The sequence below is a fragment of the Streptomyces sp. NPDC042201 genome, from assembly GCF_055582185.1.
Genome location: NZ_JBVJDS010000002.1, coordinates 712,326 through 725,743 on the forward strand (window position 1 = coordinate 712,326; position 13,418 = coordinate 725,743).

14 protein-coding genes and 1 pseudogene are annotated in these 13,418 nt (G+C 70.6%); 14 read left to right on the plus strand and 1 reads right to left on the minus strand.

Annotated elements, in window-relative coordinates:
• The 8 genes from lepB to ACZ6MZ_RS07145 all read left to right on the plus strand — a co-directional run bounded on the left by lepB (position 1) and on the right by ACZ6MZ_RS07145 (position 6,603).
• Positions 1 to 762: a signal peptidase I gene (gene lepB, locus ACZ6MZ_RS07110; protein ID WP_389788027.1), complete on the plus strand. Its 762-nt coding sequence runs from the start codon at positions 1 to 3 to the stop codon at positions 760 to 762.
• Complete coding sequence (locus ACZ6MZ_RS07115; RefSeq protein WP_384335429.1) at positions 752 to 1,246, plus strand: NUDIX hydrolase; 495 nt, start codon at positions 752 to 754, stop codon at positions 1,244 to 1,246. Before lepB ends, ACZ6MZ_RS07115 begins: the two co-directional genes overlap by 11 nt.
• A 56-nt stretch (positions 1,247 to 1,302) precedes the next feature.
• The gene (locus ACZ6MZ_RS07120; protein ID WP_014675276.1) at positions 1,303 to 1,611 is read left to right on the plus strand and encodes a DUF2469 domain-containing protein; all 309 of its coding nucleotides are present in this window, start codon (positions 1,303 to 1,305) and stop codon (positions 1,609 to 1,611) included.
• Positions 1,612 to 1,724: 113 nt separating this feature from the next.
• On the plus strand, positions 1,725 to 2,102 hold the full coding sequence (locus tag ACZ6MZ_RS07125) for a YraN family protein (RefSeq protein WP_384184664.1): 378 nt from the start codon (positions 1,725 to 1,727) through the stop codon (positions 2,100 to 2,102).
• Entirely contained in the window at positions 2,102 to 3,742 is a 1,641-nt protein-coding gene (locus ACZ6MZ_RS07130; RefSeq protein WP_469350292.1) for a YifB family Mg chelatase-like AAA ATPase, read from the plus strand. Before ACZ6MZ_RS07125 ends, ACZ6MZ_RS07130 begins: the two co-directional genes overlap by 1 nt.
• Complete coding sequence (gene dprA, locus ACZ6MZ_RS07135; protein ID WP_469350294.1) at positions 3,739 to 4,905, plus strand: DNA-processing protein DprA; 1,167 nt, start codon at positions 3,739 to 3,741, stop codon at positions 4,903 to 4,905. Before ACZ6MZ_RS07130 ends, dprA begins: the two co-directional genes overlap by 4 nt.
• A gap of 242 nt (positions 4,906 to 5,147) precedes the next feature.
• Complete coding sequence (whiG, locus tag ACZ6MZ_RS07140) at positions 5,148 to 5,984, plus strand: RNA polymerase sigma factor WhiG (RefSeq protein WP_384184673.1); 837 nt, start codon at positions 5,148 to 5,150, stop codon at positions 5,982 to 5,984.
• 61 nt (positions 5,985 to 6,045) lie between these two features.
• Positions 6,046 to 6,603, plus strand: coding sequence for a TetR/AcrR family transcriptional regulator (locus tag ACZ6MZ_RS07145; protein WP_389791339.1), 558 nt, complete (start codon positions 6,046 to 6,048; stop codon positions 6,601 to 6,603).
• 17 nt (positions 6,604 to 6,620) lie between these two features.
• On the opposite strand, the pseudogene ACZ6MZ_RS07150 reads toward ACZ6MZ_RS07145, so the two are convergent.
• Positions 6,621 to 7,115 (minus strand): annotated as a pseudogene (locus ACZ6MZ_RS07150) (murein hydrolase activator EnvC family protein); the annotation flags it as partial.
• 359 nt (positions 7,116 to 7,474) lie between these two features.
• Here ACZ6MZ_RS07150 and rpsB point away from each other — a divergent pair.
• The 6 genes from rpsB to rlmN all read left to right on the plus strand — a co-directional run bounded on the left by rpsB (position 7,475) and on the right by rlmN (position 13,251).
• Positions 7,475 to 8,440, plus strand: coding sequence for a 30S ribosomal protein S2 (gene rpsB / locus ACZ6MZ_RS07155; RefSeq protein WP_389791331.1), 966 nt, complete (start codon positions 7,475 to 7,477; stop codon positions 8,438 to 8,440).
• A gap of 94 nt (positions 8,441 to 8,534) precedes the next feature.
• The gene (tsf, locus tag ACZ6MZ_RS07160) at positions 8,535 to 9,371 is read left to right on the plus strand and encodes a translation elongation factor Ts (protein ID WP_384184678.1); all 837 of its coding nucleotides are present in this window, start codon (positions 8,535 to 8,537) and stop codon (positions 9,369 to 9,371) included.
• 156 nt (positions 9,372 to 9,527) lie between these two features.
• Complete coding sequence (pyrH, locus tag ACZ6MZ_RS07165; protein ID WP_384184681.1) at positions 9,528 to 10,295, plus strand: UMP kinase; 768 nt, start codon at positions 9,528 to 9,530, stop codon at positions 10,293 to 10,295.
• 125 nt (positions 10,296 to 10,420) lie between these two features.
• A complete protein-coding gene (gene frr, locus ACZ6MZ_RS07170; RefSeq protein WP_384184683.1) occupies positions 10,421 to 10,978 on the plus strand; it encodes a ribosome recycling factor in 558 nt (185 codons plus the stop codon).
• Positions 10,978 to 12,048 (plus strand): phosphatidate cytidylyltransferase, encoded by a 1,071-nt coding sequence (locus tag ACZ6MZ_RS07175; protein ID WP_469350297.1) that lies wholly within the window; start codon positions 10,978 to 10,980, stop codon positions 12,046 to 12,048. The genes frr and ACZ6MZ_RS07175 overlap by 1 nt, the downstream gene beginning before the upstream one ends.
• 96 nt (positions 12,049 to 12,144) lie before the next feature.
• Positions 12,145 to 13,251 carry a dual-specificity RNA methyltransferase RlmN gene (gene rlmN / locus ACZ6MZ_RS07180; protein WP_469350299.1) on the plus strand — a complete coding sequence of 369 codons (1,107 nt, stop codon included), beginning with the start codon at positions 12,145 to 12,147 and terminating at the stop codon, positions 13,249 to 13,251.
• The last annotated feature ends 167 nt before the right edge of the window (positions 13,252 to 13,418 follow it).

Genomic DNA, 13,418 nt, shown 5'->3' on the forward strand with positions numbered 1-13,418 from the left:
ATGAGCGTGACTGGACGTAGGAACGGCGGCCGCGGCCGCCTCGGCGAAGTGCTGTCGGGGCTGGCCGTGGCCGTCGGCTGTGTGCTCTTCCTGGGCGGATTCGGCTGGGCGGCCTTCGAGTACCAGCCGTACACCGTGCCGACCCGATCGATGGACCCGACCGTGAAGGCCGGGGACCGGGTGCTGGCCCAGCGGATATCGGGCGGTGAGGTACGGCGGGGGGACGTGGTGGTCTTCACCGACGCGCAGTGGGGCAATATGCCGATGGTGAAGCGGGTGGTGGGGGTCGGCGGCGACAAGATCGCCTGCTGTGACGCGAAGGGCCGGCTCACCGTCAACGGCACGGCGGTCGAGGAACCGTATGTGCGGGGGATGCTCGGCGGGCGGGCCTCCACGAGCGACTTCGACGCGACCGTACCGGCGGGACAGCTGTTCCTGCTCGGCGACGAGCGCAGTGGCTCGCTGGACTCCCGTGTCCATCTGCAGGACCCGGACCAGGGCTCGGTGCCGCGCTCGGCCGTGAACGCGCGCGTGGACGCCGTGGCCTGGCCCTTGGGCAGCCTGATCGGCCGGCCGGCGGGCTTCGCGGCGCTGCCGGGCGGAGTGTCGGCGCCGGGGCCGCTGAATCTGATGGTCGGGGCGGTGCTGGCCGGGGCGCTGCTGATCCTGGGCGGGGCCGCGTACGGGCCGCTCGCGCGGCAGCTGTCGAAGCGGCGCGGGGCCCGTCGGCCGCGGGAGGAGGTGTCCGCCGGTGCCGGCTGAGGGGGCGCTGCGGAAGGTCGCCCGGGTGGTGCTGCTGGATCCCGAGGACCGCATTCTGCTGCTGAACGGATACGAGCCCGACGATCCGGGCGACCGCTGGTGGTTCACGCCCGGTGGCGGCCTGGAGGGCGACGAGACCCGCGAGGAGGCCGCGCTGCGCGAACTGGCCGAGGAGACGGGGATCACACAGGTGGAACTGGGGCCCGTGCTGTGGCGCCGCGTCTGCTCCTTCCCGTTCGACGGACGGCGCTGGGACCAGGACGAGTGGTACTTCCTGGCACGTACGGCCCAGACCGCGACCTCCTCCTCCGGGCTGACCGAGCTGGAGCGGCGCAGTGTCGCGGGGTTGAGGTGGTGGACCTCCGCCGAACTGTCGGCGGCGCGTGAGACGGTGTATCCGACCAGGCTCGCCGAGCTGCTGCGTACGCTGCTCGACGAGGGTCCTCCGGAAGAGCCGGTGGTCCTCGCCCCCGAAAGCGTCTAGGGGCCGAGGGGCGCCGGAGCACAATGGGGGGACGTACGGCTGAAGGGGAACATGCCATGAGCGCCGAGGACCTCGAGAAGTACGAGACCGAGATGGAGCTGAAGCTCTACCGGGAGTACCGCGATGTCGTCGGTCTGTTCAAATACGTGATCGAGACCGAGCGTCGCTTCTATCTCACCAATGATTACGAGATGCAGGTGCACTCGGTGCAGGGTGAGGTCTTCTTCGAGGTCACGATGGCGGACGCGTGGGTCTGGGACATGTACAGGCCCGCCAGGTTCGTCAAGCAGGTCCGGGTTCTCACGTTCAAGGACGTGAATATCGAGGAGCTGAACAAGAGCGATCTCGAACTTCCCGGCGGCTGAAGTGTGTGACGGTCCGGGAGAGTGAGCGAGTTGTCCACAACCGGTGAGTTGTCCACCAAGATCCACTAGTTGCGGGCGGTCGCGTCAGAGTCGGTACCGGAGGTGGTGCCGAGATGAACGCGACGGGGGCACTGGGGCGGTACGGCGAGAATCTGGCGGCGCGGCGGCTGGCCGCGGCGGGGATGACCGTGCTCGCCCGCAACTGGCGGTGCGGCAGGACCGGTGAGATCGACATCGTGGCCCGGGACAGAGACACCCGGGGCGGCGAGGTGCTGGTCGTCTGCGAGGTGAAGACCCGCAGAGCCGGTTCGTTCGAACATCCGATGGCCGCGGTCACACCGGCCAAGGCGGACCGGCTGAGACGCCTCGCGGCCTGCTGGCTGGAGCGCTGCGGCGGTCCGCCGCCCGGCGGAGTGCGGATCGATCTGATCGGGGTGCTGCTGCCCACGCGCGGTGGCCCCGTGATCGAGCACGCCCGGGGGGTGGCGTGATGGCGTTCGCCCGTGCGTGCTCGGTGGCGCTGGTGGGTGTCGAGGGCGTCGTGGTCGAGGTCCAGGCGGACCTGGAGCCGGGCGTGGCCGCCTTCACCCTGGTGGGGCTGCCGGACAAGAGCCTCGTGGAGAGCCGGGACCGGGTCAGGGCCGCGGTGGTCAATTCCGGCGCGGAGTGGCCGCAGAAGAAACTCACGGTGGGGCTGAGCCCCGCCTCCGTGCCGAAGAGCGGCAGCGGTTTCGATTTAGCGGTGGCCTGCGCGGTGCTCGGAGCGGCGGAGCGCATCGACGCCGGGGCCATCGCCGATCTGGTGCTGATCGGGGAGCTGGGACTCGACGGGCGGGTCCGGCCGGTGCGCGGGGTGCTGCCGGCGGTGCTCGCGGCGGCCGAGGCCGGATACCGGCAGGTCGTGGTCCCGGAGCAGACCGCGGGCGAAGCGTCCCTGGTGCCCGGGGTGTCGGTCCTCGGGGTACGGAGCCTGCGGCAGCTGATCGCCGTACTGACCGACGAGCCGGTGCCCGACGAGCCGCGGGAACCCGCGCTGGGCCGTCCCGACCCGATGCTGGCGGGACTGATGGTGCCCGGCGCGGGAGTGGGCACCGGTCTGGCCACCGGCGTCGGCGCCGGTGCGGGGGAGGGCGACGGGCACCGGCCCGACCTGGCGGACGTGGCCGGTCAGGCGGCGGCCCGTACGGCCCTGGAGGTGGCCGCCGCGGGCGGGCACCATCTGCTGCTGCAAGGCCCGCCGGGTGCGGGCAAGACGATGCTGGCGGAACGGCTGCCGGCGCTCCTGCCGCCCCTGACCCAACAGGAATCCCTGGAGGTCACCGCCGTGCACTCGGTGGCGGGCATGCTCCCGCCGGGCCAGCCTCTCGTCCGCACACCGCCGTACTGCGCGCCGCACCACTCGGCGACCATGCAGTCGCTGGTCGGCGGCGGCAACGGACTGCCGAGGCCGGGCGCGGTGTCGCTCGCACACCGGGGGGTGCTCTTTCTGGACGAGGCCCCGGAGTTCTCGGGGCGGGCGCTGGACGCCCTGCGCCAGCCACTGGAGTCGGGGCATGTGGTGGTGGCGCGCAGCGCGGGCGTGGTGCGGCTGCCCGCTCGCTTCCTGATGACTCTCGCCGCCAACCCCTGCCCCTGCGGACGGCACACCCTGCACGGCGCGGGGTGCGAATGCCCGCCCTCGGCGATCCGCCGCTACCGGTCGCGGCTGTCGGGGCCGCTGCTCGACCGGGTCGATCTGCGGGTCGAGGTGCGGCCCGTCGACCGCGCCGACCTAATGGGACAGGGGGGCAGGGGCGAGTCCACGGCGGCGGTCGCCGCGCGGGTGCGGGACGCCAGGAAGCGCTCGGCGGCCCGGCTGGACGGCACACCGTGGTCGGTCAACAGCGAGGTGCCGGGCCATGAGCTGCGCACGCGCTGGCTGGTCGCGCCCGGAGCGCTCGCCGCGGCCGAACGGGATCTGGACCGGGGGCTGCTCACCGCCCGCGGTCTCGACCGGGTGCTCCGGGTGGCGTGGACGGTCGCGGATCTGGCCGGGCGCGAGCGGCCCGAGGCGCGCGACGTGGCCCTAGCGCTGGAGCTGCGTACCGGCGTCGCGCGGGGCACGGCGGCAGCGGCCGCGGGTGCGTCATGACCTCCGGCGTCCGCCCGGCCGAGCGGCTGGCGCGGGCCGCGCTGACCCGCGTGTTCGAGCCGGGGGACGAGCGGGGCGGACAGTGGCTGCGGCAGTTCGGCGCCGTCGGACTGCTGGCGCGGATCACCTCGCAGGACGCCGGCCGGGAGCTGCTCAGCGGGGCCGGTGAGCAGCGGCTCGGCGGCTATCGGACCCGGGCGGCGGCGGCCGTCCCCGAGCGCGATCTGTCGGCGGTGACCGCGCTCGGCGGCCGGTTCATCTGCCCCGGCGATCAGGAGTGGCCCAGCCAGCTCGACGACCTGGGGGCGGCCGGCCCCATCGGCCTCTGGGTGCGGGGCCGGCCGGATCTGCGGATCTGGTCACTGCGCTCCGTCGCCGTGGTCGGCGCCCGTGCGTGTACCCCGTATGGGGCACATATGGCGGCGGCTCTCGGCTCGGGACTCGCCGAGCGCGGCTGGGTGGTGACGTCCGGCGCCGCGTTCGGGGTCGACGGCGCCGCGCACCGGGGCGCCCTGGCGGCCGGCGGGGCCACCGTCGCCGTGCTCGCCTGCGGCGTCGACGTCGCCTATCCCCGGGGGCACGCCGAGTTGATCGGACGCATCGCCGAACAGGGCCTGGTCATCGGTGAACTGCCGCCGGGCGACCATCCCACCCGCAGCAGATTCGTCCTCCGCAACCGCGTGATCGCCGCGCTCACCCGGGGAACCGTCGTCGTGGAGGCCGAATACCGCAGTGGCTCGCTGGTCACGGCGCGCGGCGCCCAGCGGCTCGGCCGCTTCACCATGGGGGTGCCGGGCCCGGCCACCAGCGGCCTCTCGGCCGGTGTGCACGAACTGCTGCGCGGCGAGGGAGTGCTGGTCACCGACGCCGCCGAAGTGGCCGAGCTGGTCGGTGACATCGGTGACCTCGCTCCCCTCCGGCGGGGTCCGGTCGTCCCCAGGGATCTGCTCGATCCCGTCAGCGCACGGGTGCTGGAAGCACTGCCCGCCCGGGGCGCCGCCGACGGGCGGGAGATCGCCCGAGGAGCCGGTACGACTGCGGACGAGGCGCTCGGCAGGCTGTATGAACTCCACTCGTTGGGGTTTGTCGAACGGCGCGGAGACGGCTGGCAGTTGGCCACGCCCGCGACACCGGTGGCAGCGGCGCGGCGAGGCGGTACTTGACCTGGAGCATTCGGGTGAAAAGGTGTGAGCGATGGCCCTCGTACTTCTATCGGTGAGACCCCGGGGGCCGGCGCGAGCGGCGTCGGCCCCGGATCGAAGGTGTGGCCGACGGCGTCCAGCCGGGCAGACGCGGCCAGCCTGTTCTTCGCTTACCGCGACTCCACAGTCACGCTACGCTCACCTGGATTCCGGACCAGACAGACGTCCCCCGCACTTCACAGCAGAACGGCTCAAGGCAACGCATGCCACAGCACACCTCCGGGTCTGACCGCGCGGCAGCGCCCCCCGCTGCCCGGGGCGCCGTGCGGCCCCCCGGGCCCTCGTCGCTCGACGAGTTGTGGCGTTCGTACAAGACCACGGGCGACGAGCGGCTGCGTGAGCAGTTGATCCTCCACTACTCACCGCTGGTGAAGTACGTCGCAGGCCGGGTGAGTGTGGGACTGCCGTCCAATGTCGAGCAGGCGGACTTCGTCTCCTCCGGGGTCTTCGGGCTGATCGACGCGATCGAGAAATTCGACATCGAGCGGTCGATCAAGTTCGAGACATACGCGATCACCCGGATCCGCGGCGCGATGATCGACGAACTCAGGGCCCTGGACTGGATCCCGCGCTCCGTGCGGCAGAAGGCCAGAGCCGTCGAGCGTGCCTACGCCACGCTGGAGGCGCAACTGCGGCGTACCCCCTCGGAGAGCGAGGTCGCCGCGGAGATGGGCATCGCACTGGAGGAACTGCACGCGGTTTTCAGCCAGTTGTCACTGGCGAACGTCGTGGCGCTGGAGGAGCTGCTGCATGTCGGCGGCGAGGGCGGCGACCGGCTCAGCCTCATGGACACGCTGGAGGACACCGCCGCCGACAATCCGGTCGAGGTGGCCGAGGGCCGGGAGCTGCGCCGGTTGCTGGCGCGCGCGATCAACACCCTCCCCGACCGTGAGAAGACCGTGGTCACGCTGTACTACTACGAGGGCCTCACCCTCGCCGAGATCGGCCATGTGCTCGGGGTGACCGAGAGCAGGGTCAGTCAGATCCACACAAAGTCCGTGCTGCAGCTGCGTGCCAAGCTGGCCGACGTCGGACGCTGACGCTGTGTCGCCCCCGCCTCATCCGTAGAGTGGTGGCGTGCCAAGGATTCGAGCGGCCTCCGTGGCCGAGCACCGGACCATGCAGCGCGGCGCCCTGCTGGACGCCGCACGCTCCCTTCTGTCGGAAGGCGGTACGGAAGGGCTGACCTTCCCCGCCCTCGCCGAGCGCACGGGCCTCGCCAGGTCCTCGGTCTACGAATACTTCCGCTCGCGCGCCGCAGTCGTCGAGGAGCTGTGCGCCGTCGACTTCCCGGTGTGGGCCGCGGAGGTCGAGGCGGCCATGGCCGGGGCCGATACGCCGGAGGCCAAGGTCGCCGCGTATGTACGACAGCAGCTCGCACTGGTCGGGGACCAGCGGCACCGCGCGGTCGTCGCCATCTCCGCGAGCGAGCTGGACGCCGGCGCCCGCGAGAAGATCCGCGCCGCGCACGGCGGACTGATCGCCATGATCGTGGAGGCCCTCGTCGAGCTGGGCCACGAACAGCCCCGGCTCGCCGCGATGCTGCTCCAGGGCGTCGTGGACGCGGCGGTCCGCCGTATCGAACTGGGCGCGGCGGAGGATCCGGCGGAGATCGCCGACGCCGCGGTGTCCATGGCGCTGCGCGGCGTAGGGGGCTGAGCCCCGGCGGCCGTGGCCGGCTCCGGGACGCCGAAGACCGGGAGCAGCCGGGACGGACCCCGGCGCAGCAGCTCCGGCGGCAGTAGCGACAGCGGGTCGAGGTATGTGTCGCCGCGCAGCAGGCCCCAGTGCAGGCAGCTCGCCGGGCAGTGGGACGAGGCGCCCGTCAGTGTGGCCACCACCTGGCCGGCGGTCACCACGTCGCCTTCCGTGACCAGCGGCTCCACCGGTTCGTACGTCGTGCGCAGCGGCGGGTCGCCCGTACCGAACAGGGCGATCGAGACCACCCCGCGCCCCGCCACCCGGCCCGCGAAGGAGACCCGGCCCGCGGCCGCCGCCCGTACCGGTGCGCCCGGGGCCGCCGCGAGATCGACACCGCGGTGGCCCCTGCCGTACGGGGAGACCGGCGGCTCCCAGCCCCGCAGCACCGCCGGCCGGGAGCCCACCGGCCAGGACCGGCCACCTCCGTCCCCCGGCTCCCCGGCGGCCGCGGTGATGGATGCGAAAAACAGCGCCGGCACGAGCAGGGCCACGCGGACGCGAGCGGCGAACGTTCCGGTGCGCCGCCGGAACAGCGAACGAACAGTGATCATGCCGCCCACCGTCCCCCGGAACGACGCGGCCGCGCTGATCATGCTCCGGTTCTGTGGAGTACCGACCGGTTGTGGACAGCGTCGTCACCCGGAGGTGCGAAGGTCCCGTACACTTCTTGTGGCGATCCGGGTCACCGGGTCGACTTCGCACGCCCCGCCATCGGCCTCTCCGTGCCGGTGTAAGCGCTACTCGGTCCTCCGTGGCACAGCGCATCGGGGCGTCAGGCGCGACCGCCGTCCGGCGGACGCGACAACCGAGTACCTCGAGGAGTACGGCCATGGCCGTCGTCACGATGCGGGAGCTGCTGGAAAGCGGCGTCCACTTCGGTCACCAGACCCGCCGTTGGAACCCGAAGATGAAGCGCTTCATCTTCACCGAGCGCAACGGCATCTACATCATCGACCTGCTCCAGTCGCTGTCGTACATCGACCGCGCCTACGAGTTCGTCAAGGAGACCGTCGCCCACGGCGGCTCCATCATGTTCGTCGGTACGAAGAAGCAGGCGCAGGAAGCCATCGCCGAGCAGGCGACACGCGTGGGGATGCCCTACGTCAACCAGCGCTGGCTGGGTGGCATGCTCACCAACTTCTCCACCGTCTACAAGCGCCTTCAGCGTCTGAAGGAGCTCGAGCAGATCGACTTCGAGGACGTGGCCGCCTCCGGCCTCACCAAGAAGGAGCTCCTGGTCCTCTCCCGCGAGAAGGCCAAGCTGGAGAAGACCCTCGGTGGTATCCGCGAGATGCAGAAGGTGCCGAGCGCCGTCTGGATCGTCGACACCAAGAAGGAGCACATCGCCGTCGGTGAGGCGCGCAAGCTCCACATCCCGGTCGTCGCGATCCTCGACACCAACTGCGACCCCGACGAGGTCGACTACAAGATTCCGGGCAACGACGACGCGATCCGCTCCGTCACGCTGCTCACCCGCGTGATCGCCGACGCCGTCGCCGAGGGCCTCATCTCCCGTTCCGGTGTCGCCACCGGTGACTCGAAGCCGGGCGAGAAGGCCGCCGGCGAGCCCCTCGCCGAGTGGGAGCGCGACCTCCTCGAGGGCGACAAGAAGGACGACGCCGAGAAGCCCGCCGAGGCTGCTGCGGCCGAGGACGTCCAGACCTCCGCCGAGACGGAGAAGGTCGCCGACGCCGAGCAGGCCGAGGCTCCGGCTGAGGCTGCCGCCCCCGCTGAGGCCGCTGCCCCCGCTGAGGCCGAGGCCGCTGCCCCGGCCGCGGACACCGAGCAGGCCTGACCTTCACAGGTTCGGTAGTTGACGGCGGGGGCCTCACCGGCCCCCGCCGTTCACCCGTAGATCCTTCAGACCTTCGAGAGAGAATTACAAGATCATGGCGAACTACACCGCCGCGGAAGTCAAGAAGCTCCGCGAGCTCACCGGCGCCGGGATGATGGACTGCAAGAAGGCCCTGGACGAGGCCGACGGCAACGTCGACAAGGCCGTCGAGCTGCTCCGCGTCAAGGGTCAGAAGGGCGTCGCCAAGCGCGAAGGCCGTTCGGCCGAGAACGGCGCCGTCGTCTCCCTCATCTCCGAGGACAAGACCTCCGGCGTTCTGCTCGAGCTGAAGTGCGAGACGGACTTCGTCGCCAAGGGTGACAAGTTCCAGACCGTCGCCAACACGCTCGCCGCGCACGTCGCCGCGACCTCCCCGGCCGACCTCCCGGCGCTGCTCGCGTCGGAGATCGAGGCCGGCAAGACCGTCCAGGCGTACGTCGACGAGGCGAACGCCAACCTGGGCGAGAAGATCGTCCTGGACCGCTTCGAGCAGTTCACCGGCGGTTACGTGGCTGCCTACATGCACCGCACCATGCCCGACCTCCCGCCGCAGGTCGGCGTCCTGGTCGAGCTGGACAAGGAAGACGCCGAGGTCGCCAAGGACGTCGCGCAGCACATCGCCGCCTTCGCCCCGAAGTACCTCAACCGCGACGAGGTCCCGGCCGAGACGGTCGAGAACGAGCGCCGCGTCGCCGAGGCGACCTCCCGCGAGGAGGGCAAGCCCGAGGCCGCCCTTCCGAAGATCGTCGAGGGTCGCGTCAACGGCTTCTTCAAGGACGTCGTCGTCCTGGAGCAGGCGTTCGCCAAGGACAACAAGAAGTCCGTCCAGAAGGTTCTGGACGGGGCCGGTGTCTCCCTGAAGCGCTTCGCTCGCATCAAGGTCGGCGTCTGAGTCCGTACGCGATCAACCAAAGACCCCGATAGGGTCTGACGCAGTCGCCCGCGTACGCGCCGGGCGGCCGCAGATCTGACGAGGAGGCCATTGCCGCACAGGGAACCGCAAGGACCCCGGCAATGGCCTTCTTCGTATGTGCACGAGGAGATCTCCATGGAACAGGCCGACAAAAGCGACGACGGCAATAAGCACGGCACGAAGCACGGCCGCTTCATGCTGAAGCTGTCCGGTGAGGCGTTCGCCGGCAGGGGAGCGCTCGGCGTCGACCCCGACGTCGTACACGCCATCGCCCGCGAGATCGCCGCCGTCGTCCGGGACGGCGCCCAGATCGCGGTCGTCATCGGTGGCGGCAACTTCTTCCGCGGCGCCGAGCTCCAGCAGCGCGGCATGGACCGGGCCCGCTCCGACTACATGGGCATGCTCGGTACGGTCATGAACTGCCTCGCCCTCCAGGACTTCCTGGAGAAGGAAGGCATCGACTCCCGCGTCCAGACCGCCATCACCATGGGCCAGGTCGCGGAGCCGTACATCCCCCTGCGGGCCGTGCGCCATCTGGAGAAGGGCCGCGTGGTCATCTTCGGTGCCGGTATGGGCATGCCGTACTTCTCCACCGACACCACCGCCGCCCAGCGGGCCCTGGAGATCGACGCCGAGGCCCTGCTGATGGGGAAGAACGGTGTGGACGGGGTGTACGACTCCGACCCCAAGACCAACCCCGACGCGGTGAAGTTCGACGCGCTGGAGTACAGCGAGGTGATCGCCGGCGATCTGCGCGTCGCCGACATGACCGCCATCACGCTGTGCCAGGACAACAAGCTGCCGATCCTGGTCTTCGAATTGCTGACCGAGGGCAATATCGCGCGCGCGGTCAAGGGTGAGAAGATCGGCACGCTCGTGAGCGACCAGGGCACCCGGGACTGATCCTGGGCCGCCCCGCACGGGATGGACAAAGGCCTGCCGGTCGGACACCGTGCAGGAGAGACGCGACGCAGGTTCCGCCGGACCGGTGGTACACCGGGCCCACTCAAGACACGCAGGAGCAAGTGGTGATCGAAGAGACCCTCCTCGAGGCCGAGGAGAAGATGGAGAAGGCCGTCCTGGTCGCCAAAGACGACTTCGCCGCGATCCGCACCGGGCGGGCGCACCCGGCGATGTTCAACAAGATCGTGGCGGACTACTACGGTGCCCTGACCCCGATCAACCAGCTCGCCTCGTTCGCCGTGCCCGAGGCGCGGATGGCCGTGGTGACCCCGTTCGACAAGAGCGCGCTGCGCAACATCGAGCAGGCGATCCGTGACTCCGACCTCGGCGTCAATCCGAGCAACGACGGCAATATCATCCGGGTGGTGTTCCCCGAGCTGACGCAGGACCGCCGCAAGGAGTTCATCAAGGTCGCCAAGACCAAGGCCGAGGACTCGAAGATCTCGATCCGCGCCGTCCGCCGCAAGGCCAAGGAGACCATCGACAAGATGATCAAGGACGGCGACGTCGGCGAGGACGAGGGCCGCCGCGCGGAGAAGGAGCTCGACGACACCACCGCGAAGTATGTCGCGCAGGTGGACGAGCTGCTCAAGCACAAGGAAGCCGAGCTGCTCGAGGTCTGATGAACGACTCTTCCTGGGGGGCCGCCCCGCCGGCCACCGGTCACTGGGGACCTCCCGAGCAGGGGGCTGCCCCGGCGGGTCCTGCGTACGATGAGCATCCCGCACAGCAGACTCGGCCCATGCCCATCGTGCCCGACGGACCCGCGAACGGCGGGGACCAGGACGACGACCGGGAGGCTGCTCGGCCGGGCGGCCCCCCGCACCGTCACAAGCCTCCGCAGGAGCCCATGGCCACCCCTCCGCCGCCCCCGCAGAAGAAGCGGGCAGGCCGTGACCTGCGTGCGGCCATAGGAGTCGGCCTCGGACTCGGCGCGGTGGTCGTGGCGTCGCTCTTCGTCGTCAAGGCCGTTTTCATCGGAGTCATAACGGTGGCCGTGGTCGTCGGGCTCTGGGAGCTGACGTCCCGGCTCAACGAGAAGAAGGGCATCAAGGCCCCGCTCGTACCGCTGGCCGTCGGCGGCGCCGCGATGATCGTCGCCGGCTATCTGCGCGGCCCCGAGGGTGCCTGGATCGCGATGGCCCTCACCGCGCTCGCGGTGCTGGTCTGGCGGATGACGCAACCGCCCGAGGGGTATCTGCGGGACGTCACCGCGGGGATCTTCGCCGCGTTCTACGTACCGTTCCTGGCCACCTTCGTCGCGCTGATGCTCACAGCGCCCGACGGGTCGCGGCGGGTGCTGCTGTTCCTGGTGCTGACCGTCGTCAGCGACACGGGCGCGTACGCGGTCGGCTGGCGCTTCGGCACTCACAAGCTCGCACCGCGCATCAGCCCCGGCAAGACCTGGGAGGGGCTGTTCGGTGCCGTCGTCTTCGCCATGACGGCCGGCGCGCTCTGTATGCAGTTCATCATCGACGACGGGATCTGGTGGCAGGGACTGCTGCTGGGTCTGGCCGTCGCGGCCACCGCCACTCTCGGGGACCTCGGCGAGTCCATGATCAAGCGGGATCTCGGCATCAAGGACATGGGCACGCTGCTGCCGGGCCACGGCGGCATCATGGACCGGCTCGACTCCCTGCTGCCCACGGCCCCGGTGGTCTGGCTCCTGCTGGTGATCTTCGTAGGCTCCTGATCGCCGTACGCTCCTGACCAGGCCGGATACGCCAGGGGGCCCGTTGTCCACAGGGCAGCGGGCCCCCTGCCGTACGTCTGCGACACTGGTACGACCATGCCTGTACCCGGAGAACTCACTTTCGTCGCGCCCCGCGGAGCCAAGAAGCCGCCGCGGCATCTCGCCGACCTCACCCCCGCGGAGCGCCGCGAGGCCGTCGCCGCGATCGGCGAGAAGCCGTTCCGCGCCAAGCAGCTGTCGCAGCACTACTTCGCGCGGTTCGCACACGACCCCGAGCAGTGGACCGACATCCCGGCCACCGCGCGCCAGAAGCTGGCGACGGAGCTGCTGCCCGACCTGATGTCGGTCGTACGGCACATCTCCTGCGACGACGACACCACCCGTAAGACGCTCTGGCGGCTGCACGACGGCACGTTGGTCGAGTCCGTGCTGATGCGCTATCCGGACCGGGTCACCATGTGTATCTCGTCGCAGGCGGGCTGCGGGATGAACTGCCCGTTCTGCGCGACCGGGCAGGCCGGCCTGGACCGCAATCTGTCCACCGCCGAGATCGTGCACCAGATCGTCGACGGCATGCGCGCCCTGCGCGACGGTGAGGTCCCCGGCGGTCCTTCCCGGCTGTCCAACATCGTCTTCATGGGCATGGGCGAGCCGCTCGCCAACTACAACCGGGTGGTCGGCGCCATCCGCCGGCTGACCGACCCCGAGCCGGACGGTCTGGGCCTCTCGCAGCGCGGGATCACCGTCTCGACGGTCGGTTTGGTGCCCGCGATGCTGCGCTTCGCCGACGAGGGCTTCAAATGCCGGCTCGCGGTCTCCCTGCACGCGCCGGACGACGAGCTGCGCGACACCCTCGTCCCCGTCAACACGCGCTGGAAGGTCCGGGAGGTGCTCGACGCCGCCTGGGAGTACGCGGAGAAGTCCGGCCGCCGGGTCTCCATCGAGTACGCCCTGATCCGTGACATCAACGACCAGGCGTGGCGCGGCGACCGGCTGGGCCGGCTGCTCAAGGGCAAGCGGGTGCACGTCAATCTGATCCCGCTCAACCCGACCCCCGGCTCGAAGTGGACGGCGTCGCGCCCCGAGGACGAGAAGGCCTTCGTCGAGGCAATCGCCGCTCACGGCGTGCCGGTGACCGTGCGGGACACCCGTGGCCAGGAGATCGACGGAGCCTGCGGACAGCTCGCGGCTCAGGAGCGCTAGGTCCTGTCGGGGGGCGGGGCCCAGGCGCCGTAGGACAGCGCCCGGGGCACCGGAAAACGTCCCATGTACCCTGGGCGCGCACGCATTACATATTTCCGACAGGGGAGCGCCACAGCGCTGAGAGTGCGGCACATGTCCGTGAGAACGGGCAGCGGCCGCAGACCCTC